The 25,600-nt window shown below is 70.0% G+C and carries 27 protein-coding genes and 2 tRNA genes; 5 read left to right on the top strand and 24 right to left on the bottom strand.

Annotated elements, in window-relative coordinates; all coding sequences use genetic code 11:
- Nucleotide 1: 1 nt before the first annotated feature.
- Nucleotides 2-592: a TetR/AcrR family transcriptional regulator gene (locus HUJ41_RS03420; RefSeq protein ID WP_179873358.1), complete on the bottom strand. Its 591-nt coding sequence runs from the start codon at nucleotides 590-592 to the stop codon at nucleotides 2-4.
- Nucleotides 593-768: 176 nt separating this feature from the next.
- Between HUJ41_RS03420 and HUJ41_RS03415 the strand changes: the two genes are divergently transcribed.
- Nucleotides 769-966: a hypothetical protein gene (locus tag HUJ41_RS03415; RefSeq protein ID WP_152581963.1), complete on the top strand. Its 198-nt coding sequence runs from the start codon at nucleotides 769-771 to the stop codon at nucleotides 964-966.
- 57 nt (nucleotides 967-1,023) lie between these two features.
- On the opposite strand, the gene HUJ41_RS03410 is transcribed toward HUJ41_RS03415, so the two are convergent.
- Nucleotides 1,024-1,096 (bottom strand) — tRNA-Lys (locus HUJ41_RS03410).
- Nucleotides 1,097-1,250: 154 nt separating this feature from the next.
- Here HUJ41_RS03410 and bcp point away from each other — a divergent pair.
- A complete protein-coding gene (gene bcp, locus HUJ41_RS03405) occupies nucleotides 1,251-1,724 on the top strand; it encodes a thioredoxin-dependent thiol peroxidase (RefSeq protein WP_179873357.1) in 474 nt (157 codons plus the stop codon).
- A gap of 12 nt (nucleotides 1,725-1,736) precedes the next feature.
- Here the strand turns inward: bcp and HUJ41_RS03400 are convergent, their stop codons facing one another.
- Nucleotides 1,737-2,129 carry a hypothetical protein gene (locus HUJ41_RS03400; RefSeq protein ID WP_179873356.1) on the bottom strand — a complete coding sequence of 131 codons (393 nt, stop codon included), beginning with the start codon at nucleotides 2,127-2,129 and terminating at the stop codon, nucleotides 1,737-1,739.
- 199 nt (nucleotides 2,130-2,328) lie between these two features.
- Between HUJ41_RS03400 and HUJ41_RS03395 the strand changes: the two genes are divergently transcribed.
- The gene (locus HUJ41_RS03395; RefSeq protein ID WP_055859575.1) at nucleotides 2,329-2,577 is read left to right on the top strand and encodes a WhiB family transcriptional regulator; all 249 of its coding nucleotides are present in this window, start codon (nucleotides 2,329-2,331) and stop codon (nucleotides 2,575-2,577) included.
- A 22-nt stretch (nucleotides 2,578-2,599) separates the two neighbouring features.
- On the opposite strand, the gene thiL is transcribed toward HUJ41_RS03395, so the two are convergent.
- Nucleotides 2,600-3,721, bottom strand: coding sequence for a thiamine-phosphate kinase (gene thiL, locus HUJ41_RS03390; protein ID WP_179873355.1), 1,122 nt, complete (start codon nucleotides 3,719-3,721; stop codon nucleotides 2,600-2,602).
- A gap of 25 nt (nucleotides 3,722-3,746) precedes the next feature.
- Between thiL and HUJ41_RS03385 the strand changes: the two genes are divergently transcribed.
- Nucleotides 3,747-4,247: a DUF3515 family protein gene (locus HUJ41_RS03385; RefSeq protein WP_152581967.1), complete on the top strand. Its 501-nt coding sequence runs from the start codon at nucleotides 3,747-3,749 to the stop codon at nucleotides 4,245-4,247.
- Nucleotides 4,248-4,599: 352 nt separating this feature from the next.
- Here HUJ41_RS03385 and HUJ41_RS03380 read toward each other — a convergent pair whose 3' ends face one another.
- The 14 genes from HUJ41_RS03380 to HUJ41_RS03315 all read right to left on the bottom strand — a co-directional run bounded on the left by HUJ41_RS03380 (nucleotide 4,600) and on the right by HUJ41_RS03315 (nucleotide 18,975).
- Complete coding sequence (locus tag HUJ41_RS03380; RefSeq protein WP_179873354.1) at nucleotides 4,600-5,748, bottom strand: D-alanine--D-alanine ligase family protein; 1,149 nt, start codon at nucleotides 5,746-5,748, stop codon at nucleotides 4,600-4,602.
- A gap of 27 nt (nucleotides 5,749-5,775) precedes the next feature.
- A complete protein-coding gene (locus HUJ41_RS03375) occupies nucleotides 5,776-7,374 on the bottom strand; it encodes a Mur ligase family protein (RefSeq protein WP_179873353.1) in 1,599 nt (532 codons plus the stop codon).
- Nucleotides 7,374-8,123 carry an alpha/beta fold hydrolase gene (locus HUJ41_RS03370; protein WP_179873352.1) on the bottom strand — a complete coding sequence of 250 codons (750 nt, stop codon included), beginning with the start codon at nucleotides 8,121-8,123 and terminating at the stop codon, nucleotides 7,374-7,376. The genes HUJ41_RS03375 and HUJ41_RS03370 overlap by 1 nt, the downstream gene beginning before the upstream one ends.
- Nucleotides 8,124-8,144: 21 nt before the next feature.
- On the bottom strand, nucleotides 8,145-9,191 hold the full coding sequence (locus tag HUJ41_RS03365) for an NAD(P)H-dependent glycerol-3-phosphate dehydrogenase (protein WP_407941877.1): 1,047 nt from the start codon (nucleotides 9,189-9,191) through the stop codon (nucleotides 8,145-8,147).
- A 28-nt stretch (nucleotides 9,192-9,219) separates the two neighbouring features.
- Nucleotides 9,220-10,005, bottom strand: coding sequence for a lysophospholipid acyltransferase family protein (locus tag HUJ41_RS03360; RefSeq protein WP_246299299.1), 786 nt, complete (start codon nucleotides 10,003-10,005; stop codon nucleotides 9,220-9,222).
- 66 nt (nucleotides 10,006-10,071) lie between these two features.
- Nucleotides 10,072-11,439: a UDP-N-acetylglucosamine 1-carboxyvinyltransferase gene (murA, locus tag HUJ41_RS03355; protein WP_152581971.1), complete on the bottom strand. Its 1,368-nt coding sequence runs from the start codon at nucleotides 11,437-11,439 to the stop codon at nucleotides 10,072-10,074.
- Nucleotides 11,440-11,477: 38 nt separating this feature from the next.
- Nucleotides 11,478-12,074: a 3-isopropylmalate dehydratase small subunit gene (gene leuD, locus HUJ41_RS03350; protein WP_152581972.1), complete on the bottom strand. Its 597-nt coding sequence runs from the start codon at nucleotides 12,072-12,074 to the stop codon at nucleotides 11,478-11,480.
- Nucleotides 12,074-13,564, bottom strand: a complete 1,491-nt coding sequence (gene leuC, locus HUJ41_RS03345) for a 3-isopropylmalate dehydratase large subunit (RefSeq protein WP_179873351.1) — start codon at nucleotides 13,562-13,564, stop codon at nucleotides 12,074-12,076. The genes leuD and leuC overlap by 1 nt, the downstream gene beginning before the upstream one ends.
- A gap of 155 nt (nucleotides 13,565-13,719) precedes the next feature.
- Nucleotides 13,720-14,802: a TerC family protein gene (locus HUJ41_RS03340; RefSeq protein WP_179873350.1), complete on the bottom strand. Its 1,083-nt coding sequence runs from the start codon at nucleotides 14,800-14,802 to the stop codon at nucleotides 13,720-13,722.
- Between the two features lie 192 nt (nucleotides 14,803-14,994).
- Nucleotides 14,995-15,390 carry a hypothetical protein gene (locus HUJ41_RS03335; RefSeq protein WP_179873349.1) on the bottom strand — a complete coding sequence of 132 codons (396 nt, stop codon included), beginning with the start codon at nucleotides 15,388-15,390 and terminating at the stop codon, nucleotides 14,995-14,997.
- Between the two features lie 137 nt (nucleotides 15,391-15,527).
- Nucleotides 15,528-15,600: transfer RNA gene (locus HUJ41_RS03330), tRNA-Glu, on the bottom strand.
- A gap of 62 nt (nucleotides 15,601-15,662) precedes the next feature.
- Nucleotides 15,663-16,565 (bottom strand): diacylglycerol kinase family protein, encoded by a 903-nt coding sequence (locus tag HUJ41_RS03325; RefSeq protein WP_179873348.1) that lies wholly within the window; start codon nucleotides 16,563-16,565, stop codon nucleotides 15,663-15,665.
- A gap of 62 nt (nucleotides 16,566-16,627) precedes the next feature.
- Nucleotides 16,628-18,691: a heavy metal translocating P-type ATPase gene (locus HUJ41_RS03320; RefSeq protein ID WP_179873347.1), complete on the bottom strand. Its 2,064-nt coding sequence runs from the start codon at nucleotides 18,689-18,691 to the stop codon at nucleotides 16,628-16,630.
- Between the two features lie 2 nt (nucleotides 18,692-18,693).
- Nucleotides 18,694-18,975, bottom strand: coding sequence for a metal-sensitive transcriptional regulator (locus HUJ41_RS03315; RefSeq protein ID WP_179873346.1), 282 nt, complete (start codon nucleotides 18,973-18,975; stop codon nucleotides 18,694-18,696).
- 95 nt (nucleotides 18,976-19,070) lie between these two features.
- On the opposite strand from HUJ41_RS03315, the gene HUJ41_RS03310 reads away from it, so the two are divergent.
- Nucleotides 19,071-19,709 (top strand): MBL fold metallo-hydrolase, encoded by a 639-nt coding sequence (locus HUJ41_RS03310; RefSeq protein ID WP_179873840.1) that lies wholly within the window; start codon nucleotides 19,071-19,073, stop codon nucleotides 19,707-19,709.
- A 17-nt stretch (nucleotides 19,710-19,726) separates the two neighbouring features.
- Here the strand turns inward: HUJ41_RS03310 and HUJ41_RS03305 are convergent, their stop codons facing one another.
- The 6 genes from HUJ41_RS03305 to HUJ41_RS03280 all read right to left on the bottom strand — a co-directional run bounded on the left by HUJ41_RS03305 (nucleotide 19,727) and on the right by HUJ41_RS03280 (nucleotide 25,422).
- Entirely contained in the window at nucleotides 19,727-19,867 is a 141-nt protein-coding gene (locus HUJ41_RS03305; protein WP_179873345.1) for a hypothetical protein, read from the bottom strand.
- A gap of 51 nt (nucleotides 19,868-19,918) precedes the next feature.
- Nucleotides 19,919-21,409, bottom strand: coding sequence for a phytoene desaturase family protein (locus HUJ41_RS03300; RefSeq protein ID WP_179873344.1), 1,491 nt, complete (start codon nucleotides 21,407-21,409; stop codon nucleotides 19,919-19,921).
- A gap of 9 nt (nucleotides 21,410-21,418) precedes the next feature.
- Entirely contained in the window at nucleotides 21,419-22,426 is a 1,008-nt protein-coding gene (locus HUJ41_RS03295; protein ID WP_218925634.1) for a hypothetical protein, read from the bottom strand.
- The gene (locus HUJ41_RS12965) at nucleotides 22,426-23,136 is read right to left on the bottom strand and encodes a MerR family transcriptional regulator (RefSeq protein WP_179873343.1); all 711 of its coding nucleotides are present in this window, start codon (nucleotides 23,134-23,136) and stop codon (nucleotides 22,426-22,428) included. The genes HUJ41_RS03295 and HUJ41_RS12965 overlap by 1 nt, the downstream gene beginning before the upstream one ends.
- A 379-nt stretch (nucleotides 23,137-23,515) precedes the next feature.
- The gene (locus HUJ41_RS03285) at nucleotides 23,516-24,340 is read right to left on the bottom strand and encodes a GSU2403 family nucleotidyltransferase fold protein (RefSeq protein ID WP_179873342.1); all 825 of its coding nucleotides are present in this window, start codon (nucleotides 24,338-24,340) and stop codon (nucleotides 23,516-23,518) included.
- Nucleotides 24,337-25,422 (bottom strand): hypothetical protein, encoded by a 1,086-nt coding sequence (locus HUJ41_RS03280; protein ID WP_218925632.1) that lies wholly within the window; start codon nucleotides 25,420-25,422, stop codon nucleotides 24,337-24,339. The genes HUJ41_RS03285 and HUJ41_RS03280 overlap by 4 nt, the downstream gene beginning before the upstream one ends.
- Nucleotides 25,423-25,600 lie beyond the last annotated feature (178 nt).

Raw genomic sequence — 25,600 nt, 5'->3', positions numbered from 1 at the left:
GTCAGTCCTTGGGGGTCGGGTCGGCGAGGGAGGCGGGGGCAAGCGACTGCTCGGAGGGCACGAGCAGTTCGTGCAGGATGACCAGGAGTGCGCCGCGCAGGTCGTCGACGTCGATCTCGCCGCTGAGGCCGAGGCGCTCGGCGGCCGCGAGCGTGTAGGCGACTCCGCCGAATGCGACGCCGAAGCGCAGCTTCTCCATGGTCGAGCCGCTCGCGAGCCGGAAGAGTTCGGCGACGCGGCGCATGATCTCGGTCGCGCGGTGCATGACGGGAACGTCATCGAGGGTCGCGCCCTGGTTGATGACGAGGGGAACAACCTCGCGGTGCCGCAGCAGGAGGTCGACGAAGCTCTCGACGAAGTCGGCGTGGCGTAGCCCGCTCGCGGTGTCGATCGAGTCGAGCAGGCGATCGAGGTCATCGACGGCGGGGCTCACGATGTCGGCGAGCAGCAGCTCTTTCGACGCGAAGTGGTAGAGCACGCTCGCCTTCGATGTGCCCGCGAGGTCGGCGATGCGCTGCAGTGAGGTCGCGGCGTACCCGGAGGTCGCGAATTCGGCAAGCGCGATCGCGCGCAGTTCGTCATGGAGAGTCACGGCGGCCACGTTAGTTGACCGATCGGTCAGGATTTGACCAATCGGTCAGATGCCAAGGTTGCGCTGGGCGACTTCCCAGCCCCGCGCAACAGCCTGGACATGAACTGGACGCTGGCGGCATCCGCACCGGGCAGGAACGATAGCGTGGAGCACACACGACGAGGGAAGGTCACCGCATGCGCAAGTACATCCTCAACGGTGCCGTGGTGAGCGCCGTGTTCTCCGCCTGGAATGTCATCTCGACCACTCGGCACGGCCCGCGCGACTGGCGCCTCGCCCTCATGTGGGCCAGTTGGGGCATCAGCGTCGCGATCGCCGTCGGCACCGTGATGGAAGAGAACAAGGCGATCGACGCCCCCGGCATCGACGACTAGAGCGCCGCGGGGCACGAAAAAACCCCGGCAGCTGGCGAGAGCGAACCGGGGTTTTCGTACACCCCCCGGGACTTGAACCCGGAACCCACTGATTAAGAGTCAGTTGCTCTGCCAATTGAGCTAGAGGTGCGTAGGCCTTGACGGCCGAGAGGAAACACTACCACCGTGGCGGGGCAGCCTCCACTCGGGCGGCTCTCAGCGAGCGTCCCGCCCGCATTCATACACTGAGACTCTCACCGCGGAGTCGACCTGCGCCGCGCATCCCGATCATGCAAGGAGCCCTCATGGCCAGCACGCGCCTCGAAGCCGGAACCGCCGCCCCCGCCTTCACCTTGCCCGACAAGGACGGCACGCCCGTCTCGCTCGGCGACTACGCCGGCCAGAAGGTCGTGCTCTACTTCTACCCCGCCGCCTCGACGCCCGGCTGCACGACGCAGGCGTGCGACTTCCGCGACAACCTCGCCTCCCTCGCGAGCGCCGGCTACCAGGTGCTCGGCATCTCCAAGGACTCCGGGGATGCTCTGCAGACGTTCGCCGACGAGCAGAACCTGACCTTCCCCCTGCTGAGCGACCCCGATCTCACGGTGCACAACGCCTACGCGGCGTACGGCGAGAAGTCGATGTACGGCAAGACCGTGACGGGAGTCATTCGCTCGACCTTCGTGATCGACGAGCAGGGCGTGCTCGAGCACGCGCTCTACAACGTCAAGGCGACCGGCCACGTCGCGAGCCTGCGCAAGAAGCTCGGGCTCGACTGAGGTCGCCGCCCGTCAGCCGCGGCGGGAGAGGTGCTCGGTCACGCTCGGCGTGAGCGCGAGAATGATCCCCAGCACCGAGGGGATTATGATCCACGACGCGATGTCGGGCCGCGGCACGAAGCCCTGAAGGCTGCCGACGCCGATCGCGAGCTGTAGGAAGTGGTAGACGAGGATGCTGCCGCGCGTCCACGCCCGGGCCCGCCACACGCCCACCGTCATCGCGACGAGCCAGACGACGACGAGGGCCGTGAGGCCGACGAGGGCGAGCGCCGTGACGGGGGAGTCGGCCTGCAGCCGCAGCAGTTCGGCCGCCAGCGCGACCGCGACGACGGCGACGAAGACGGACTCGAGCGTCAGGATGATGACGAGCAGGGTGACGAGGGGTGTCCGTCGGGTGTCCGACACGAGAACCGTCCTATACAAAACTATTGATTTGACTCAGGCCCTGTGAGAGCCTATATGCGGTTGATCAGACGCCTACAGTGACGTGGGCGGCATCCCTCTCAGTCTCACTCGCCCCAACTTTCGTCGGTGAGTTCACGGATGTAGCGCGTCCCCAACCTCACTCGACGTGCTACGGCAATGCACAAAAGGAGCACGTCCTATGGATTGGCGCGACAAAGCAGCCTGCCTCACCGCTGACCCGGAGCTCTTCTTCCCGGTCGGCAACACTGGTCCCGCCGTGGACCAGATCGAGAAGGCCAAGACCGTCTGCGGTCGATGCTCGGTGACCGAGACCTGCCTGCAGTACGCGCTCGAGACCAACCAGGACTCCGGCGTGTGGGGCGGCCTCAGCGAAGACGAGCGCCGCGCCCTCAAGCGCCGCGCCGCCCGCGCGCGCCGCGCCTCCTAGCCTTCCCCGCGCCGTCCGGCGTTCAGCCGACGCCGCCGCTCCACTCGTCGAACGAGTCCCACCCGCCGCGCGCGGCGAAGACCCGGCCCCCGACGAGCAGGGCAGGGCCCTCTGCGCCCGCCTCGACGACGCGGCCGATCACCCGGAACCCGCCCGGCAGCGACTGGCCCGGGCCCGTCGCGGGCGGGAACGTCGCGAGCAGCGAGTGATCCTCCCCGCCCACGATCACGTGCGGCAGCCGGGAAGCATCCACCCCCGCCGCCATGCACACGGCAGCCGCATCGAGGTCGAGGCTCACGCCGCTCGCGCGCGCAATCCGCCGCGCGTCGAGGGCGAGGCCGTCGCTCAGGTCGAGCATCGAGGTGGCTCCCGCGAGCGCGGCGGCGACGCCGTCCGCGATCGGCGGGTGCGGCGTGAGCTGGGCGGCTACGGCGACGGGATGCTCGGAGCGCAGTCGAGCGGCGGCCCGAGCATCCGGCACGCCGTCGTCATCGACCGCGCGCTCGAACAGCAGGGCCAGACCCTCTGCGGCCGCACCGAGCGGGCCGGAGACCGCGACCACGTCGCCCACGCGCGCGCCGTCGCGCCGCACCGGCTCACGCCCTTCGAGGTCGCCGAACGCCGTCACGGCGATCGTGAGGGTGGGTGAGACGCTCAGGTCTCCCCCGACGACTCCGCAGCCCGGAGCGAGCTCGGCGCACGCTTCCCGCAAGCCGTCCGCGAGGGCCTCAAGGTCGCTCACGGGCGTCTCGGCCGGTGCCGCGAGCGCCACGACGAGAGCCGTCGGTCGCGCGCCCATCGCGGCGACGTCGCTCAGGTTCGTCGCCGCGGCCTTGAACCCCAGATCGCGCATGCTCGACCACGCGAGGCGGAAGTCGGGGCCGTGGATCATCATGTCGGTCGTCACGACGTAGAGACCGTCGGGCGCCGCGAGCACGGCTGCGTCGTCGCCCGGGCCCAGCATGGTCGCCTCGCTCGGCGGCAGGCGCGGGATAATGCGGGCGAGGGCATCGAGCTCACCGACGGAGCCGAGAGTGTCGAGGGTGTGCTTCGAGTCGTCTCCGCCGCCCGGTTCTGCGGCTGCCCGGGTGCCCTCGACGCCGGCGCCGTCGCCGTCGGGCCCGCTCGACTCGGCTTCGCTCATGCGCTCAACGGTAGCCTGAACGACGATGAGAACCCGCTCCCCCCTCCTGGCCCTTGCCGTCGCCGCGCTCGCCATCATGCCCCTCGCGGCGTGTGCTCCGACCGTGCCGCTCGAGGCGGCGCCCGAGGCGAACTCCGTGGCGTGCGCCGAGATCTCGGTGCGGCTGCCGCAGACCATCGGCGAGCTCGACCGCCGCAGCACGAACGCGCAGGCCACTGCGGCGTGGGGTGAACCCACGGCCGTCATCTACCGGTGCGGGCTGCCCGATCTCGGCCCGAGCGACCTGCCGTGCTTCGACGTCGACGGCGTCGACTGGCTGCTCGACGAGAGCGACGCCCCGCAATACGTCTTCACGACCTACGGACGCACGCCCACGACCGAGGTCATCGTCGACATCACCTACATCGCCGGCGCGGACGCCGTGCGCGCCATCAGCGGAGCGGTCGCCGCGACCCCGGCCGAGGCCCGGTGCCTCGCTACGACCGACGTCTTCGGCGGCGGCACGGTCGCACCCGAGACCGAGTAGCGCCCCGCGCATCCCCGCTCACCCCGCACGACCCGCGCACGCCCGCTCACCCCACACGACCCGCGCATGCCCGCTCACCCCACACGACCCGCGTGGCCCACGCACCCCGCATGGCCCACGCACCCCGCGCAACCCCGCAGATTCGCCGCAAAACGGGAGTATCGCGCACCGCGAGCGCCCATTCGTGCCAGATCTGGCACGACATAGCGCGCGGGTTCGCCCTCGCGCGCCGCGAGCGCCGCCGCAGATTCGCCACAAAGTGGCCGAATCGCGGGCGACGAGCGCCCTTTTGCGCCAGATCTGGCACCGACGCCCGTGCGCGCGTGCGCGGGCGCGCGAGCGCGCCGCGCGGCTACGCGCGGGGGCCGTCGAGGCCGACGAGCTTGCCGGCGATGCCGCCCGCGGCTCGTAGCGCGGCGCCGCCGCCGAACCCGGCCTGGGGGAAGACTACGCGGCGGTCCCGGGCCTCGGTGAGAGCATCCACGAGGACGGTCGCCGCCGGCTGCTGCGGCGCCCACAGGTACAGCGAGAGCGCGCCGGGGATCGTGTTGACCTCGTTGACGTAGAGCTCGCTGCTCGCCTCGTCGAGCAGCAGGTCGACGCGCACGATGCCGGTGAGCCGCGTGACGTCCGCGACGCGCTCGGCAAGCTCGCGCGCCCGTGTGTGCACGGCCTCGGGCACCTCAGCCGGGAACTCGCGGGGAGCGCTCGTGAGGCCGGCATCGGCGCCCGCGCCGCCTGCAAGGTACTTCTCGGCGTAGCTGTAGAGCGCACTGCCGGCGGGCCCGCGCAGCGGCTTCTCGAGCTGCGTGATCTCCAGGCTCGGGAAGGTGCGGAAGGCGATGTTGAGGTCGACGAGCTCGGGGCGGTAGGGCTCGACCACGGCGCCCGTGCGCAAGTGCACGCTGCTGGCCGCGAGAGCGCGGGCCGCGGCGACATCCTCGGCGATCTCGATGCCGATCGAGGAGCCGCCGAAGCGCGGCTTGACGATGTAGGGGCCCTCGAAGGCGGGCTCGGTGAGCGTCGACACCGCTTCGCGGGGAAGGCTCGGGATGCCCGCGGCCGACATGAGGCCGCCGAACGCGAGCTTGTCCATGCCGACCGCGCCGGCGAACAGCGTGGACCCCGTCGCGGGAATGCCCAGGAGCGAGAACACCGCAGCGGCGCCGCCGCCCTCGCCGACGCCGCCGTGCAGGCACAGCAGCGCGGCCTCGAGGTCGAGGCGCTCGGCGCCGAACGTCTTGCGGCGGTACAGCCCGGGGTCGCCCGAGACGCGCGCTTCGAGCGGCGTCGACTCGCGCGGAGCGCCCTCGAGGTAGTCCTTCGCCTCCGTGCCCGCGGGCACGCGGAACCAATCCCCGGTCGGCGACCAGTAGATCGCGACGACGTCGTGGCCCGCCGCGGCGAGCACGCGCTCGGCCTGCAAGCCCGTGAGGATCGAGATCTCGTGCTCGGGGCTCGGGCCGCCGAAGACGACGGCCCAGGGGGCGGTTCCAGCCATGTGCACCTTAATCAGTGGGTTCTGGGATCACGGATAGTGATCGGGCAAGTCGTTCTCATAGAGGATAACGCCCCGCTCCCCCGCGACCGTGACCGCCTCGGCGACCGCGTGCTCGCGCGAGCGCACGGCGTCCGCCCCGAGCGCCTCCGCCGTCGCCGTGCTCGCGTAGCCCGCGAGCAGAGCGGCCCGGTTGGTGCGTGCGACCGCGAACAGTCGCGCTCCGACAGCACCGATCGCGGCGCCGAACGCGTGGTTGCGCTCGGCCTGCACGGGGCCGAGCTCGACCATGCCCGGCGTCACGACGACGAGAGGGCCGCCCCGCTCGGCGGCGAGCGCCGCCGCGCTCTCGAGCGCGCGCAGCGACCCGACAGGGTTCGCGTTGTAGGTGTCGTCGATCACGAGCGCTCCGCTCGGTGACTGCTGCACCTCGGCGCGGTGCTGCGAGCCCGGCAGCGCGCCGAGGCGCGACGCGATGACAGCGCCGGGCACACCCGCGGCGAGGGCGATGCCCGACGCAACCGCGACGTTGACGGCGTGGCCCGTGCTCGCGATGGTCACCGGCACCGGCTCGCCACCCCGGCCGAGAACGATCGTGGCCCCCGCATCGCCCGATGCAGGAGACAGCACCACGTCGGCGTCCGTACCCGGCACGCAGCTGACCGTGACGACCCGCTTGCCGTTCATGCGGTCGGAGGCGGCAAGAGCCGCGAGGCGCGCGTCATCGATCGGCAGCACGACCGTGCGCGCACGATCGGTGATCGTCGACTTCTCCTGCAGAATCGCGTCCGTCGTGCGCATGCGCTGCAGGTGGCCTTCACCGATGACCGTGATGGCCGCGATGTCGGGCGGGAAGTGCTCGCACAGCTCCGCGATCTGGCCGGGAGCATCCATGCCCATCTCCGCGACGAACATCTCGGTGCCCGGCACGAGCTTGTCATTCACCGACCGGGCGAGCCCCAAGCGATTGTTGAAGGATGCTGGGCTCGCGACCGTCGTGAACGTGGCGCTCAGCAGGTGGGCCACGTAGTTCTTCGTGCTCGTCTTGCCGTAGGACCCGGTGATCGCCACGACCGTCGGCCGCACCTGGGCGAGCCGCTTCTTCGCCGCGGCTACGTACCGCTGCGAGGCGGACTTCTCGATGGGCGACATGATCGCGAGCGCGAGATCGGTGAGCGGCGCGCTCAACAGGAGCGTCAACGCTGGGCCTGCGGGGCCGAGGAGGAGTGTGAGCGCCACGCCGACCGCGAGATGCAGAACTATCCACACCACGAGCAGTCGCTTCACGCGCGACGTGACCGCGAGAGGCTTCGAGGTGCCCCGGAACCCCAGCCCGAAGGGCAGCAGGCCCAGCAGGACGATGGCGGGGAGCGGGAGCGCCTGCAGGGCGGGAATCGGCACGAGCACCGCCACCGCGATCGCCACGATGACAACGGCCGTCGCGGGGCCGGACCCTGGCTCGCGGCGCAGCCACAGCCAGGCCATGCGCGACACCGAGCCGGGTACGTAGTGCTCGCGCTGGGCGACGCGCACCCAGCGGCCCGCGATGAAGATCGCCGCGAGCGCCCCGAGGACGCTTGCTGTGACCACGAAGGGCAGATAGAGCACCGAGGCGACGATGCCGGCCATCAGCCCTGCTCCGCGGTCTCGGCGATGAGCGCGAGAAGCTCCTCGCGCACGGCCAGTTCGAGGTCGCCCTCGAGCAGGTGGGCGCTGCCCGGCACGATGCGGAACGGCGACCCGACTCGCTCGGCAGCCAGCCGCCCAGCCTCCGTCGGCGCCGCCGTGTCGTGCTCGCCCCACACGAAGCGCACGGGCACCGTGCCCGCGGCAAGCTCGTCGAGCTCCTCGTCGTACGACTCGTTGACCACTCGCACCAGGACGCCGCGCAGCACGCCCTCGGCGGCGCGATAGTCGGCGGATCCGCGCTCGTTGCGCAGAGCATCCATGCGCTCGTCGCTCAGCAGACCGCGCCGATTCGCCCAGCGCGCCACGCGGTAGCCCAGTGGCGGGGCGACCGGTGCCTGCAGGCGCAGCAGCGGCACACCGGTGAGAATGAGGCCGCGCACGAGCTCGGGGCGGCGAGCAGCCAGACGTGCCGCGACGCGGCCGCCGAACGAGTGCCCGACGATGATCACGGGCGCGTAGGCGGCGACCGCCTCGGCGACGAGTTCGGCGTAATCCTCGCTGCCCCACACCTCGTCGGGCGCCGGAGCCGGCCCGAACCCGGGAAGGTGCAGGCACACCGCGTCGAGGCCCGAGACGATCGTGCCGAAGTCGGTGCCGTCGCGCGCCCAGCCGTGCAAGGCGACGACCGTCGGAGGGGTCGCCCCGTGCTTCTCGGCGAGGACGCGGCCGCCAGCGAGGGTCGTGATCACGAGAGCCAGCCTACCGAGGCGTCACTCCCCTTGAGGCTCGTCGGAATCCGTGGCGAGGTGCGGGGCGAGCTCGCGCGGGTCGAGGGTTCCCTCGAGCACACGCGCGACCTGCGCGACGATCGGCATCGAGACGCCCTTGGTGGATGCCAGTTCGAGAATCGGGCCGACGGAGGAGAGACCCTCTGCGGTCTGGTTCATCTGGGCGATCACTTGCGCGAAGGCGTAGCCCTGACCGAGCAGACGGCCCGCCGTGTTGTTGCGCGAGAGCGGGGATTCGCACGTCGCGATGAGGTCGCCGAGACCCGCGAGCCCCGTCATGGTCTCGGAGCGGCCGCCGAACGCGACCGCGAAGTCGGTGATCTCGACAAGCCCGCGGGTGATGATCGATGCCTTCGTGTTCTCGCCGTAGCCCACGCCGTCGGCGATGCCCACGGCCACGGCGATGAGGTTCTTGAGCACTCCCCCGAACTCGGTGCCGACGACGTCGGTGTTGACGAAGCAGCGGAAGTACTCGTTCGACGCGACCTGCGCGACGGCGACGGCGGTGTCGCGGTGGGCGCTCGAGACGACGGCCGCGGTCGGCTGGCGCTTCGCGATCTCGAGGGCCAGGTTGGGGCCGCTCACGACGGCGATGCGCTCCTCGTCGATGCGCAGCTCGTCGCGGATCACCTCGCTCATGCGCAGCCCGCTGCCCTTCTCGACCCCCTTCATGAGGCTCACGACGGGCACGTCGGCGGGCACGATGTCGCGAATCGAGGCGAGGTTGGCGCGCAAGCTCTGGCTCGGCACCGAGAGGTACACCTGCTCGGCACCCGCGAGCACGTGCTCGAGCGAGTCGTGGCCGCGCAGATTGCCGGGCAGGTTGATGCCGGGCAGGTAGCCGCTGTTGCGGTGGGTCTCGGTGATCTCCTGCGCGACCTCGCGCCGGCGCGCCCACATGACGACGTCGGCACCGCCATCGGCGAGGATCTTCGCGAACGTCGTGCCCCACGAGCCGGCGCCGAGCACGGCGACGCGCGGCGCGTCAGCATCGAGGTTCGGCAGCGGCAATCGCACCGCTTCCGTCAGAGGCGGATGCTCGCGTGACGCGCCCTCGTCACTCAAAGCGGCCCGTCTCGGCCTGGTTGTTCTTCGCGGGATCCCAGCGCTCCGCCGGCGGCTGCTCGTCGCGCAGGTCGCCGAGCAGGTCGGCGATCGCCGTCATGACGCGACGCGTGCCCTCGGCGAGCGTCGCCGAGTCGAGCGGACGCCCCTCGAGGTCGCTCAGGTCGACGGGATCGCCGATCTTGCAGTAGATGGTCTTGCGGGGGAAGAAGCTGATCTTCTTCGAGTAGCGCGCCATGATCTGCTGCGTGCCCCAGTGCGCGGCGGGAATGATCGGCACGCCCGCGGTGAGCGCCATGCGCACCGCGCCGCTCTTGCCCCGCATGGGCCACAGGTCGGGGTCGCGCGTGAGGGTGCCCTCGGGGTAGATGATGATCGCGAGCTCGCGATCGACGAGCTGCTGCGCCGCCTTGAGCGGAGCATCCGGCCGCCCCCGCCCCTCCCGCTCCACCGGAATCTGACCGGACCAGCGCAGGATCGCACCGAGCACGGGAACACGGAAGACGGAGGCTTTCGCGAGAAAGCGCGGAACCCGCCCGAGCTTCCACATGAAGCGGCCCATGATGACGGGGTCGATCTCGCTGTAGTGGTTGGGCGCGAGGATGAAGGCGCCCTGACGGGGAAGCTTGTGGCCGTCGATGACGGGGAACCGCGCCATGAGGGTCAGGAGCGGGAGGCACAGGGCCGCGATCACGTACCAGAGTGCGGTCTTCTCCCGGCGTCGACGGCGCGCGGGGCGGCCGTCGTCGTCGACGGTCGCGGGGGTGGCGTCAGTCACGGGTACAGGCTAGTGCGTGACGAATGCCGGCGCAGGAATGGAGTCGGTCATGACGGTGCGAGCAGCTCAGGAGGGCAGCTCGAAGTCGGCGCCCAGCTGCCGCAGCTTGTCGATGAACAGCTCGTAGCCGCGGCTGATGATGCCCACGTTGCTCACCGTCGACGTGCCCTCCGCCGCGAGCGCGGCGATGAGGTGGCTGAAGCCGCCGCGCAGGTCGGGCACACGCACGTCGGCGCCGTGCAACGGGGTCGGCCCCGTGATGACAGCGGCCTGCTCGAGCGGTCGGCGCGGCACGCGGCGCGTGATGGAGGCGAGCCCCGACTGGTGCACGACGATGTTCGCGCCCATCTCGTTGAGCGCCTCCGTGAAGCCGAAGCGGTTCTCGTACACCGTCTCGTGCACGACCGACTCGCCCTCCGCCTGGGTGAGGGCCACGATGAGCGGCTGCTGCCAGTCCGTCATGAAGCCGGGGTGCACATCCGTCTCGATCATGACGGGCTTGAGCGGGCCTCCAGGGTGCCAGAAGCGGATGCCGTCCTCGAGCACGTCGAATTCGCCGCCGACCTTGCGGTAGACGTTGAGGAAGGTCATGAGCTCTTGCTGCGTCGCACCGCCGACAGTGATGTCGCCGCCCGTCGCGAGCGCCGCCGCCGCCCAGCTCGCGGCCTCGTTGCGGTCGAAGATCGCGGTGTGGTTGTAGCCGCGCAGCGTCTCCACGCCCTCGATGACGATGACGCGGTTGGGCTCGACCGAGATGATCGCGCCCATCTTCTGCAGGATCGCGATGAGGTCCATGATCTCGGGCTCGATCGCGGCGTTCTTGAGCTCGGTCGTGCCCTCCGCCCGCACCGCCGTGAGGAGCACCTGCTCGGTCGCCCCGACGCTCGGGAACGGCAGGTCGATATCGGCGCCGACGAGCTTGTGGGGCGCCGTGAGGTGGATGCCCTGGTACGACTTCTCGACGACCGCCCCGAAGGCGCGCAGGGCGTTGAGGTGGAAGTCGATGGGGCGGTCGCCGATGCGGCAGCCGCCGAGGTCGGGGATGAAGGCCTCGCCGAGCTGGTGCAGGAGGGGGCCGCAGAACAGGATCGGGATGCGGCTCGAGCCGGCGTGCGCGTCGATCTCGGCGAAGTGCGCGCCGACCACGTTGCTCGGGTCGAGCGTGAGCACGCCGGGCGCGGAGGAGTCGATCGCGACCCCGTGCGCCTTGAGCAGCCCGCTCACGACGGCGACGTCGCTGATCTCGGGCACGCCCTTGAGAGTGCTGGGGGTGTCGGCGAGCAGAGAGGCGACCATCGCCTTGGTGACGAGGTTCTTGGCGCCGCGCACTTCCACGCGACCCCGCAGCGGCTTGCCGCCGTGGATGGTGATGCTGTCGGAGACGAGACCGACGCGTGCGGCGGCCTTCTGCGAATCCTGGGTGAGCGAGTTCATGCGCCCTTTCCTGGTGCGTTGTCTCTGCGCCGCCCGCGTCAGCGAGCGGGCAGAGTCGTCGGCCGCCAGCTTTCGCGGCGGGCTTCGAAATCGGTGATCGCCTGCTCGTCGCGCAGCGTGAGCGCGATGTCGTCGAGCCCTTCGAGCAGGCGCCAGCGCGTGTAATCGTCAATCTCGAACGGGGCCGTGATATTCCCCACCGTCACGGTGCGGGCCTCGAGGTCGACCGTCGCCTCCATGCCGGGGCTCGCCTCGAGCTCGGCCCAGAACTGCTCGACCGTCGCCTCGTCGACCTGGCCGGCGAGCAGCCCCTGCTTGCCAGCGTTGCCGCGGAAGATGTCGGCGAACTTGGGGCTGATCACGGCGGCGAAGCCGAAGTCGCGCAGAGCCCACACGGCGTGCTCGCGGCTCGAGCCGGTGCCGAAGTCGGAGCCCGTGATGAGGATGCGAGCGCCGGCGTACTCGGGGCGGTTGAGGATGAACTGCGGGTCCTTCCGCCACTCGTGGAAGAGCCCGTCGTCGTAGCCGGTCTTCGTGACGCGCTTGAGGAAGACGGCGGGGATGATCTGATCGGTGTCGACGTTGGAGCGCCGCAGGGGCACGGCGACGCCGGTGACGGTTGTGACCTTGTCCACTACGCGCTCACCCCCTCGACGCCCGTGTACTCAGTATCGACGGCAATGCCGTCCGCGAGCAGGTCGGCCGGGCTCGAGAGCGTGCCCCGGATGGCCGTGGCCGCCGCGACGAGCGGGCTCACGAGGTGGGTGCGACCGCCCTTGCCCTGCCGACCCTCGAAGTTGCGGTTGCTCGTGGAGGCGCAGCGCTCCCCCGGGGCGAGCTGGTCGGGGTTCATGCCCAGGCACATGGAGCAGCCCGCGAAGCGCCATTCAGCACCGAACTCCTCGACGATCTTGTCGAGCCCTTCGGCCTCCGCTTCGAGACGCACGCGCGCAGAGCCGGGAACGACCATGACGCGAACACCCTCGGCCTTCTTCTGGCCCTTGATGATCGAGGTGAACGCGCGCAGGTCGTCGAGCCGGCTGTTGGTGCAGGAGCCCATGAACACGGCGTCGACGGGAATCTGCTTCATGGGCGTGCCCGCGGCGAGGTCCATGTACTCGAGGGCGCGCTCGGCCGCGGCACGCTCGTTGGCGTCGATGATCGTCGCGGGGTCGGGAACGCTCTCGCTCAGCGAGACTCCCTGACCGGGGTTGGTGCCCCACGTGACGAAGGGCTCGAGCTCGTTCGCGTCGAGGTACACCTCGGCGTCGAACAGGGCGTCGTCATCGGTGCGCAGCGTGTTCCAGTACTCGACCGCTGCATCCCAGTCGGCTCCTTCCGGAGCGTGCGGGCGACCCTTGAGGTAGGCGTAGGTCGTCTCGTCGGGGGCGACCATGCCTGCCCGCGCACCCGCCTCGATCGACATGTTGCAGATCGTCATGCGGCCATCCATGGAGAGGGCGCGAATCGCCGAGCCGCGGTATTCGAGCACGTAGCCCTGCCCGCCGCCCGTGCCGATCTTGGCGATGACGGCGAGGATGATGTCTTTCGCCGTCACGCCGGGCTTGAGCTCGCCCTCGACCGTGATCGCCATGGTCTTGAACGGCTTGAGGGGCAGCGTCTGGGTGGCGAGCACGTGCTCGACCTCGCTCGTGCCGATGCCCATGGCGAGGGCGCCGAATGCGCCGTGGGTGGATGTGTGGCTGTCGCCGCACACTACCGTGATGCCCGGCATCGTGAGGCCCAGCTGCGGGCCGACGACGTGCACGATGCCCTGCTCGACATCGCCGAGCGAGTGCAGGCGAATCCCGAACTCCTTCGCGTTGGCGCGCAGCGTCTCGATCTGCTTGCGGCTCGTCGGCTCGGCGATGGGCTTGTCGATCGCGAGCGTCGGAGTGTTGTGGTCTTCCGTCGCGATCGTCAGGTCGGGGCGGCGCACAGGACGGCCGGCGAGACGGAGGCCGTCGAAGGCCTGCGGGCTCGTGACCTCGTGCACGAGGTGCAGGTCGATGTAGAGCAGGTCGGGCTCGCCCTTCGCGCCTTCGGCGACGAGGTGGGAGGCCCAGACCTTCTCGGCGAGAGTGCGGGGCCGGTCAGTCGTCGTGCTCACGGAATCGGTCGTCATGGGTGGTCACCCTTCTAGCAGTTCGAATCGAAGCGGCCGCGTCGAGACTCCGCGGCGAGAATGCGACCTGGGGTGATCAGGACTCGCCGCGGCGACGAAGGAGAAGGAACCGCTCGCGCTGCATGGAGCCAGGTTACCACCGGGGGATGCTCGGCTCAGCGCCCGCTGCGAGTCTCGGTGTTCTCGGTCCCCGCCGCAGCAGACGCGGCTTCGGACCCCTCCTCCTCGTCGTCCGCACTGCCGATGATCGCGGTCGGCAGGTAGCGGCCCTCGCGGCGGATCTTGAGCAGGCTCAGCACGACCGCCACCGCCATGGCGACGAGGATGACGATGAGCGACGTCCAGGTGTCGATCTCGGGCACGGGCACGTGCTCGCCGCCGTTGATGAAGGGCAGCTCGTTCTCGTGGAGCGCGTGCAGCACGAGCTTGACGCCGATGAAGGCGAGGATGAACGCGATGCCGTACTTGAGGTATTCGAGCTTGTCGACGAGGTGCCCGAGCAGGAAGTACAGCTGCCGCAGCCCCATGAGGGCGAAGACGTTCGCCGTGAAGACGATGAACGGGCTCTGGGTGATGCCGAAGATCGCGGGAATCGAGTCGAGGGCGAAGATCACATCGGTCGTGCCGATCGCGATGAGGACGATGAGCAGGGGCGTGAAGAAGGCCTTGCCATCGATGCGTGTGCGCATCTTCATGCCGTCGTACTCGTCGGTGATTGGGATGCGCTTGCGCAGGAACCCGATGAGCTTGCTCTCGCGCTCCTCGTCGTCCTCACGGCCGCTGAAGGCCTGCTGCGCGGCGGTGACGAGAAGGAACGCTCCGAAGATGTAGAAGACCCAGCTGAAGTTCGCGATGAGGGCCGCACCGAGCAGGATGAAGATGCCGCGGAACAGCAGCGCCAGGATGATGCCGATCATGAGCACGCGCTGCTGCATGCGCCGAGGAACGCTGAACTGCGCCATGATCAGCACGAACACGAACAGGTTGTCGATCGAGAGGCTGTATTCGGTGAGCCAGCCGGCCACGAACTCGCCACCAGCGTCGGCGCCCGCGATGAGGAACATGAGCCCGGCGAAGATGAGCGCGAGAGTCACGTAGAACCCGACCCACAGCCCCGACTCCTTCGGGCTCGGCACGTGCGGCCGCTTGATCACGAGGAGCAGATCGACGATAAGGATGGCGCTCAGCACGATGAGAGAGCCGATCTCGAACCACACGGGAATGACGACGTCGCTCACAGGAGCCTTTCGATGGGAGGGGTCAGAGGAACTCGACGGTCTCTCCCCCACCCCAGTACGGTGGCGCCGCGCCCGGACCGGACTGCAGAGTCGGGTCGTGATGACGATCGCGGCGAATCGGGATACTCCCCCTCGCGCGTGACAGCCTAGCGACTCTGGGCGCGTGCGCCCGACACGAGCCCCGCGCCCGTGTTATTGCGGCGAGAGGGTGAGAGTCCAGAGCGCGTCGTCCTGCTCGCCGTCGAGGTCGATCGTGGAGTCACCAGCCTCGTACGGCCCGCTCATCGTGGCGATGCCGTCGTTGAACACGATGGAGACCGTGAGAGTCGACCCAGCCACACCCCAGGTGTCGCTCGCATCGTCGTAACTCGCGCCGTTGAAGGTGAACCCGAGCGTGCGATCCTCCTGGAACTCGAGCACCCAGCTGTCTCCGTCCGAGTCCACGCCATCCCAGGTCGTGCCGGCGAGCGCGTCTTCGGCGCTCGCGTTGCCGCCCGCCGCCGGGTCGGCAGAACCCTGGTTGAGGAGGCCGCCGGGAAAGCCGAAGCAGCCGCTCAGGCCGACGACGAGCGCGGCGGTGAGCGACACGAGAGACACACTCCTAAGCATTGTCATGTGCCACACAGTAGACCCCCTGGAACCCCAAAGGAAGAGCGGGTTCGCAGCATCGCGTCGCGGGTTAACTGACGAAACCGCCCGGACGATTCCGGGCGGTCTCAGACACGTGACCCCAGCGGGATTCGAACCCGCGTTACCGCCGTGAGAGGGCGGCGTACTAGGCCGCTATACGATGGGGCCGTCACGCAACCAGTCGAGTATGCCATAGGGCGAACACCCCGACCAAACCGGTGCCGCGACCGCTATGCGAGCACTCGCAGCGAGCCTTCCTGCATGTGGATCTCGACGGGCAGCGGAGCGATGCGCTCCCCGTCGGCGTAGGCGACGACGCCGTCCGCCTCGATGCGCACCTGGCGGGCGCGATGGACGACGACGCGGCTGTCGGTCACGTGGGTTCCGGCGAAGACGCGCGGGTAGATGCGCAGGAACGCGAGCCGCCCGAGGGGCCGCACGAGCACGACGTCGAAGAGCCCGTCGTAGAGCGAGGCGTCGGGGGCGACCTTCATGCCCCCGCCGAAGGAGAGGTTGTTGGCGACGGCGACGAGCAGCGCACGCTCGACGTGCTCGACGCCGTCGAGCGTGAGCCGGTACTCGATCGGGCGCAGCCGTGCGAGCTCCACGAGCAGCGCGATCGTGTACCGGCTGCGGCCGCGCGGCCAGCGCATGCGGTTGGCGCGCTCGTTGACGAGGGCATCGAAGCCGGCCGAGAGGATGCACGCGAACCGCGCCCGGCTGCCGTCGAACGCGATGCGTCCAGCGTCGATGACGCGCGGCGGCCGATGCAGCGCCGCGGCGAGCGCCGTGATCGCCGCCTCGGTGTCCCCGATCGGGATGCTCAGCCCGCGCGCCATGTCATTGCCGGTGCCGCTCGGCACGATCCCGAGCGGAATACGTGTGCCCTCGAGCGCGGTGACGCCGAGGTTCACCATGCCGTCGCCGCCGACGACGACGAGCGCATCGGGCTTGTCGCCGAGCGCCGCGCGCGTCGCGTCGAGCAGTTGCGCGAAGTCAGGCTCGGTGAGGCTTGTCACCTCGTGGCCCAGTCCGCGCAGCGTGGTGACGACGGCCGGCCCGACCTCGCTGCCGCGGCCGAAGGATGCTGCCGGGTTGATGGCGACGACCACGCGACGCGACGACGATGTCATCCGCTGATTATGGCGCGAAACCGCGTCACGATCCGCCCGACGGCTGCTGACGACTCCGCGCGTCAGCCGCGGCGCAGCAGCTGCGCGTTGAGGGCGACGACGATCGTCGACACGCTCATGAGCACGGCGCCGAGCGCGGGCGAGGGCAGGAAGCCGACGCCCGCGAGCACGCCGGCGGCGAGCGGGATGCCGACGACGTTGTAGCCGGCCGCCCACACGAGGTTCTGCTGCATCTTCGCGTACGTGCGGCGGCTGAGCTGAATCGCCTCGTCGACGCCGCGCGGGTCACTCGAGGCGAGCACGATGCCCGCCGACTCGATGGCGACGTCTGTTCCCGCTCCGATCGCGACGCCCACGTCGGCGCGGGCCAGGGCGGGGGCGTCGTTGACGCCGTCGCCGACCATCATGACGCTCGTACCGCCGCGCTGCAGCTCGGCGACGACGTCGGACTTCTGGCCGGGCAGCACTTCGGCGTGCACCTCGTCGATGCCGAGCTCGCGCCCGACCCACTCGGCGACGGGCTGCGAGTCGCCCGTGAGCAGCGCGACCCGCACGCCGCGCTTCTGCAGAGCCGTGACGGCTTCACGCGACTCGGGGCGGATCACGTCGGCGATCGCGAAGAGCGCGAGCACGGTATCCCCCTCGAGAAGATAGACGACCGTCTGGCCTGCCTCGCCCGCCTCGCGGGCCGCCGCGACGAGGGCGCCCGGCACCTCGATGCTCTGCTCGGTGACCCAACGGCCGCTCGCGACCGAGTACTCCGTCTCGCCGACGCGCGCGGTCACGCCCTTGCCGGAGACCGCGGTGAACCGCGCGCTGCGGCGCTTCTTCAGGTCGCGATCGGCGGCCTCGGCGATGATCGCGCGGGCGATGGGATGCTCGCTCTTGGCCTCGACGGCGGCGGCGAGCGCCACAGCCTCGTCCTCGTCGACTCCGTCGGCGACGACGACCGTCTCGACGCCCTGACGGCCCTCGGTGAGGGTGCCCGTCTTGTCGAACAGCACGACGTCGATCGAGCGCGCCGCCTCGAGCGCCGCACGTGAGCGGATGAGCAGCCCGCGCTTGGCGCCGCGGGAGGTGGAGATCTGCGCGACGAGCGGGATGGCGAGACCGAGGGCGTGCGGGCACGCGATGACGAGCACGGTCACGACGCGCGCGAGCACGAAGTCGGGCTCGCCGGGGCGCACGATCACCCACACGATCGCCGTGATGATCGCCGCGGCGAGGGCGAGGTAGAACAGGAGCGCCGCGGCGCGATCGGCGAGCAGCTGCGTGCCCGACTTGGAGCTCTGGGCGTCGGCGACGAGCTTCATGACGCCCGCGAGGGCCGTGTCCTCGCCCGTCTTGGTCACCTCGACGGTGAGAGAGCCGCCCCCGACGACGGAGCCGGCGACGACCGAATCGCCCGTCTGCTTGCCGATCGGCTCGGACTCGCCCGTGAGGAGCGACTCATCGACGTCGCTCTCGCCGTCGACGACCGTGCCATCGGCGGGGATCGCCGACCCGGGGCGCACGATCACACGGTCGCCGACCGCGAGCTCGGAGGCTGCGACCGTGCGGGTGTCGTCGCCGTCGACGAGTTCGGCCTCATCGGGGATGAGGGCGGCGAGCTCACCGAGCGCGTTCTGCGCTCCCATGACAGCCGACATCTCGAGCCAGTGGCCGAGCAGCATGATCGTGATGAGCGTCGCGAGCTCCCACCAGAAGTCCATGCCGTCGAGGCCCAGCGTGACGGCGGCGCTGTAGCCGAAGGCGACGACGATCGCGAGGGAGATGAGGGTCATCATGCCGGGCTGCTTCTGCCGCAGCTCGACCCAGGCGCCGCGGAGGAAGACCCAGCCGCCGTAGAAGAAGAGGAATGCACCGAGCCCCGCGGAGATGAACTCGCTGCCGGGGAACCGCGGCCCGTCGAGGCCGAGGAGACTCTGCAGGCCGGGCGAGAAGACGAGGATCGGGACGGTGAGCGCGAGGCTCAGCCAGAACTTGCGCCGGAACTGCGCAGGGTCGTGACCGGTGTGGTCGCCGTGGGCGCCGTGCCCGTGCGGTGCCTCCCTCGTCGCGACTGCGCCGTCCTGCTCCGCGGCGTCGTGGCCTGCGTGGTCGTGGTGTGCGTGATCGTGCGCCATGGTCACTCCCCCCTGTTGTTCTTGAGCTCGAAGACGGCGAGCAGCTCGGCCATCGCCTTCTCGCGCTCGTCGCCGCCCACGTCGAACATGTCGGTCACGTGCGTGCGCAAGTGGTTCTCGACGAGCAGCTTGTTGAGGCTGCGCAGGCTCTTCTGCACGGCGAGGGACTGCGTGATGATGTCGACGCAGTAGTCCTCGTTCTCGATCATCTTCTCGATGCCGCGCAATTGGCCCTGCAGGATGCGCGAACGGTGCAGGGCTCGCTTCTTGATGTCGTCGATCACGCGGCCGACGATACCCCCCTGGGGTATAGAACGTCAAGGGACTGCGCACGATCGGTGAGTACAGTGTGCCCATGATTCTCACCAACAGTGTGCCCATGATTCTCACCAAGCGCGAGCACGCGTGCCTCGTCGTCGAGCACGAGGGAGCGAGTCTCGTCATCGACCCGGGCAGCTACACAGCCCCCTTCTCCGCCGAACATCTCGCCGCGATCGTCGTCACGCACGAGCACGCCGACCACATCACGCGCGAGCACCTCGACCGATTGCTGGGTGCCGCGGAGGGTGCCGTGCACCTGTTCGCTCCCGCGGGAGTCGCCGCCGCGCATCCCGACTACGACTGGACCGTCGTGGATGCGGGAGATGTGCGCGCAGCCGGGCCTTTCGCGCTCGCCTTCTCGGGCGGTCGGCACGCGACCATCCACCGCAGCATCCCCGTCATCGACAACGTGGGCGTCTTCGTCAACGAGACCCTCTACTACCCCGGCGACTCGTTCACGGTGCCGGAGCGCTCCGTCGACGTGCTCGCGGTGCCCTCGAGCGCGCCGTGGCTCAAGATCGGCGAGGTCATGGACTACGTCGACGCCGTGCGCCCCCGCCGCTCGTTCCCGACTCACGAACGGATCAACTCGGAGATCGGGCAGAAGATGGCCAACGCGCGCATCCAGCACGTGACCGAGCTGCACGGCGGCACGTTCGTCGCGCTCGAGGCTGGCGACTCGCTCGACCTCGACTGATCGCCGCCCGGCGAGCATCACTCCTCGCCGCGATCCTCCGCGCTCGAGCGCTCGTCCGTCTCGTGGTTCGTCCACTGGCCCTCGGCGAGGTACGCGAGGCGGCGCAGGGCCTTGCGGTTGCGGAAGTGCAGGGGCGGGTCTATGAGGATGCTCGACACGAGGGAAGACCGCCTCTGGAGGGCAGTGGAACAACCGAATCGTGCGGGCCATCAGTCGCCTCCAGGTGTGCTGCGGGAGTCGGCGCCGGAGTTGTCGATGCCGAGGAACGGCAGACCCTCGAGCCCGAACTCGTGCCGCAGCGCACTGCGCGCGGCGTAGGCGCCGCTGAGCCCGTGCACTCCCGGCCCGGGCGCGGTGGCCGACGAGCACAAGTAGAGCCCGGGGACGGGCGTGCGCCAGGACTCGGGCGAGAGGACGGGTCGTGCGGCGAGCTGCCGCATCGTGGCGGCGCCCGTGGCGATGTCGCCCCCGATGTAGTTCGGGTTCTCCACCTGCATCTGCGCGGCCGTCGCACTCGTGGAGGCGAGGATGACGTCGCGGAAGCCCGGCGCCCACCGCTCGATCTGCCGCGTGATCGCCTCCGTCTGGTCGACCGTCGACCCGCTCGGCACGTGCGTGTACGCCCACAGCACGTGGTGGCCCGCGGGCGCCCTCGAGTCGTCGACGACCGAGGGCTGGGAGACGAGCACGTACGGATCGTCGGAGTGCCGCCCGCGAGCGACGGTCGCCTCCGATGCCGTGATGCGCTCGCGCGTGCCCCCGAGGTGCAGGGTGGGCGTCGCGTGCAGCTCCGGGTCGGCCCACGGCACGGGGCTGCTGAGCGCGAAGTCGACCTTCGCGATGCCCGAGCCGTAGCGGTACCGCTCGAGCCGCCGCCGATAGCCGTCGGGCAGCGCATCGCCCGCGAGCCGGATGAGAGCTCGAGGGGTCACGTCGAGGAGCACGACGTCCGCCGGCGGCAGCTCGGCGAGCGAGGCGATGTCCACGCCCGCTTCGACGCGCCCGCCGTGCGCGAGCAGGTCGGCGACGAGAGCGTCAGTGATCGCCTGGCTGCCGCCCACCGGTATCGGCCATCCGCCCGCGTGGCCCGCCGTCGCGAGCGACATCGCCGTGCCCGCCGTGCCGAGCGACGGCATGGGCTGCACGGAGTGCGCGGCGACACCCGTGAGGAGAGCGGGTGCCGCATCGTCGCGCCAGCGCAGATTCCACGCCGGCGTGCCCTGCTCGAGGGCGCGAAGGCCGAAGAGGGCCGCCGCGACGGGATGGTCGGGAACCCGCATGAGACTCGACCCCGTGAACTGGGCGACGTGCGCGGCGCGCTCCACGAGCGGCGCGAAGAGTCGCCGCCAGGCCGCACCGTCGACCCCCAGGTTGTGTGCGGTGCGATCGAGGCTGCGGTACGCGATCGCCGCGGGGCGGCCATCGAGAGGATGCCCGTACGAGCGCTCGGGAGTGCGCAGCTCGATGCGCTTCGCGAGCTCGAACCGCCGGAAGAATCCGGAGGAGACGGCGAGCGGATGCACGGCCGAGCCGGCGTCGTGCAGGTAGCCGGGCAGGGTGAGCTCCGCGGTGCGTGCTCCCCCGCCGACGTGCGCGGAGCGCTCGTAGACGGTCGTGCGGATGCCTGCTCGAGCGAGGATCACGGCGGCGGCGAGACCGTTGGGCCCTGATCCGACCACTGCCGCCGCGTGAGGTGCCATACCTCGAACCTAGGGCGCGGGTGCGTTCTGGGTCGACTCGCTTACAGCCAACGCTCGACGTCGGCGCACGCCCGCGGCGAGCACGGCGAGCGCCCCGGCGAGAGCCAGAGCGGCGATGGTGGTCGCGAGTGACAGGGTCAGAGCATCCGGAGCAATGATCGACTGGCCGCGCAGGGCCTGCATCGTCACGAGGCCGACGACCGCGAGGAAGGCGCCCGCGCCCGTGAGCACGAGCCCGCGGCGCACAGCGGCGTCGCGCAGCACCACGACGCGCCGGGCCGCGAGCTCGAGGGCAAGCGCGAGCAGCGGTATGGCCTGCAACGCGTGCATGCCGACGAAGTGCGGAATGCGCAGGTCGCCCGCGACCGTGCTCCACCCGAGGAGGGGAAGCCCGGGGCCGCCGTCGGCGACACCGACGGCATGGGCCCCCGCGATGCCCTGGAAGTCGGCCAGCTGCTCGGCGTTGGGGCTCGTCATGAGGAAGGCGAATCCCATGCCGAGGAGCGAGATCCCGACCCCGCTGCGAATCGCCGCCTGCCGGGCCGGGTCGGCACCCGGGTTCCTCCACAGCGCGACGGCCGCGACGAAGGTCGCGACCCAGAGCGTCGTGATCGCCGCCGCCATGACCGACCACAGGGTCGTCGCGAGCGGTGTGGAGACGTTGAAGTGGCTCGTGATGCCGGCGACCGCGGCGCCCACGATGACGACGAGCTCGATCGCGAGCGTGATCGCGATCACCGTGCCGGCCCACCAGGCAGCGCGGCGCCACCTGCTGAAGTGTCCGATGAGCCACGCCCACGTGACCGCGTAGACGACCCCCGAGATCGCGAACTTGAGGGGCTTCTCCCACAGGTTCACGCCCAACAGCTCGCGGTCGTCGACGACCCAGCCGACGAGAGTCACCACCGTGAGGGCGGCGAGCGCGACGGCGAGGACCAGCAGCGGACGGTGCCAGCGGCTCGGCGGCAGGTCGAGGCGCCAGTCGTGGCGAGCATCGGCGACATCGGTCGTGGTCATCAGCAGTCCTCCTCGAGGTGGGCCGCGATCGCGGCGGCGGTCAAGGGCTCCGGCGCGGGCACGCCCGCGGGGAGCGGGAAGCGTCGGAACGACTCCGCCTCTTGCGCGATGCGGCGCAGCCCCGCAGCGAGGCTGTCGCCGAGCACGGTGCCGACGGCGACGACGCGCGTCATGGCGGCAGGATCGGGACCGGCCTGCGCGACGCCGTCGAGATCGGCGCGCGCCACGAGGTCGGCCGCCTCGGCGCCCGGCTCGAGCACGGCTGCCGTGAGTGCGTCGAGACCCAGGTCGGCGTAGGTGCCGATGACGCGCGCGGCGATCGCGAGGCCCGGGTTGTTCGCGTGCACGCGCCAGCCGCGGCGCGCGCACAGCTCGGCGATGAGGCGGGCGCCCTCCCCCAGCTCTGACGACGCGTCGCGGTCCTCGCGAGGCGACGACGGGATGCTCACCGCACGCTGCGCGACACCGAACACGCTCGACAGCGGGACGTCGGAGTCGAGTGCGCCGATGACGCGCGCGGCCTGCGCGACGCTCAGCCCGCCGACCTCGAGCAGGGCGCGTACGAGGCGCACGCGCTCGACGTGGCTGTCGTCGTACTGCGCCTGGTTGGGGCTCGTGCGCAGCGCCGCGTGCAGCAGCTGCGCGCGCAGGTAGAACTTGAGCGTGGGCACGGTCGCACCGGTCGCGGCACTGAGCTCGGACATCCCCATGATGGATAGTGTCGCTATCGATAGTGGCACCGTCCATACCGACTACGAGAGCGCCCGTTAATGCACTCCGGGCCCGCATCTGCAGGCCCTGCGAGGGTCGTTCCTACGTGGCTGGGGTATCTGGACTCGAACCAAGAACAACTGACGGCTCCTGGCGTCCCGGCGCTCGCTGGCGTGATGCCCGAGAATCCGCGGAATTCCGCGCTTCTCATGGGGTCAGTGTACGGCGGGCTACTGATCGGTACGGGCTGTTTCTGGTCACGCTGAGGGGGTTTTTGGTCACGTTCGTGGTCACCTCATCGCACCCCGTCAGCGACTCGGCTCGGCCCGGCGAATCCGCAACGCCGACCCGGCGGATCCGCAACCGAGGCCGGTGACTTCAGGCGGACTTCGCGAGGGCGGAGATCAGGTCCTGTGCGAGCAGGCTGACAGCGAGGGCGACCTGCACCGGGTCGCCGACGAGTTCCTCAGCCTGCCCGGCAAGCATGGATCCGGGAGCACCCTCTCCGGCGGCGAACATCGTCTCGATGTACCCGACCCCGGCTCGCGTCACGCCGCCGACCATCGGATCGGTCGCGAGCAGCGTGAGCGGCGCTGCGAGTTCTTCCGTGCCGACGGCCCGCAGCAGCCGGTAGATGTCGTGGGCGTCCTTTGCGTCGCGGCGCTTCGGGTTGTCGATCCGCTCGGCCACCTTGTGCGCCTTCGCGATGAGCAGGGCTGCTGGGCCCGCGACCTTGACCGTGAAAACCCGGAGATCGGCCGGATCGAACGACTCGATCAGCATCGGCGTACTGTCGACCAGCACAGGCTCCAGGCCGACGGCCCGACGCATCGCGCGCTTGTCGTGCGGCGGCAGGTTCGCCGATCGGCGCCCTGCTCCTGCGACCGCATCCGGTACCAGCAGATCGACCGGCACCCAATCCCGGGAGCGCCAGGTGCCGAGCGCTGAGGAGTCGGGGTCGGGCACGAATCCGGCCGCCGTCATCGCGTCCTCGATCAGGGGGTCGGCACCGAGGCGGGACGGGTCGACGGCGAGGTCGGCGTCGGTCGTGAACTCCGCGAGCGCGACCTCGGCACTGCCGGTGTGGAGGTAGATGGCCTGAGCGCCGACGAGGATCACCGCATCCCGATGCGGCCCGAGTGCGTCCAGTGCGTCGAGGAGCGCCCGGCGTGCGCTCACGACCTGCGGGTCGCGTTCGGTCACTTCCGCCACGCTCCTTCGTGCGCGGACATCCACGCGAGGAGCTCTTCAGCCTCCGACGGGTTGCGTCCGGGGCCGTTCAGGAGGTCTGCGGCCACTTGCGTAGGGGCGGCGATCCGGTACCCCTTGCTCGACATCACGGCACGGTCGAAGGCCACGTCATCAGGCTTTCGCGGCTCGCACAAGATCACGTTGGGAGAAGCCTCGGCAGCACGCAGATCCCATCGCTCCGACGCGGCGTCGAGCGATTCCACATACACATACGCGGCCCGCACCGGGGCATAGGGTGCCCATTCACGAGCTGCGATCGAGCCGGTCACAACATACGGGTAGTCCTCGCTGGCGCGGAGCTTGTCCGCAAACGACTCCAGGCCTCGGGGCTCGATGTAGCGGGCCACCTTGCTTGTCGCCCCCAGCGTCGTGTCGGCGGCCCAGGCTTCGAGCAGCCGTTTCCAGTCGGGTACTCGGATCAGTCCGTCAGCGCCGCGCGCGGCGAGGGTTTCCTGCTCCAGGTACTCCAGCACACGGTAGGTGGCCCCTGTCGAGGCCTTGGATGTCTCGATGAGATCCCGAATGCCCCAGGCCTTGTCGAAGTCGAGCAGGGCGCGCACCACCCGAGCTGCGGGCTCGCCTCGTAGCGTGCCGCGCGGCCGACCCTTTCCCCGCCAAGGGTCCCGATCTTCGCCACGGTCCGCGAGATAAAGAGCGGGCGACGTGGCCGTGATGAGTATGTTGCCGGTCGCGTCGATGTAGGAGATGTCCTGCTTCTTCAGATCGGCGCGCACCTGCGGGTTCAGGTACTTTCCCGCAACAACAGGGACATCGCCGTCGCCGAGGTAGTCCTTCAGCTGGTTCACGATGTCGGCGACGTCCCGCCGCTCGATGACCCGCTTCGCCTCGAACACGAGACGCGCCCAGGCACCATCGGGCGCAGTGATCTGGAGCGTCGCGTCGATGCGGCGACCGTTCGGACCGCTGACCTCGTACGTCTCGTCCAGCTTCCAGCCGAGCGGCATCCGCGAGCGCACGACGTCGATGGCGCGCTTCACCACGTCACGCTCGGACTGCGGTTCATCGCGGAACATAGGGCACCTCGTTCGGAATACCTAGCGACTCCGACGCCAGCGGAGCACAAGAGTTTCCAGAACATCCTAGCAGTGCGTTCGGAAAACTAGCGAACTCCACTGACGGCGGAACTCAAGTGTTCTCTGAATCTGCGGATCGACGGCGATCCGGTCGAGGCGGCTGGCGACGGCGATCATG

Origin of the sequence: Microcella indica (assembly GCF_013414345.1) — a bacterium.
Lineage (GTDB): Bacteria > Actinomycetota > Actinomycetes > Actinomycetales > Microbacteriaceae > Microcella > Microcella indica.
This window is presented reverse-complemented; position numbering and strand designations above follow the sequence as displayed.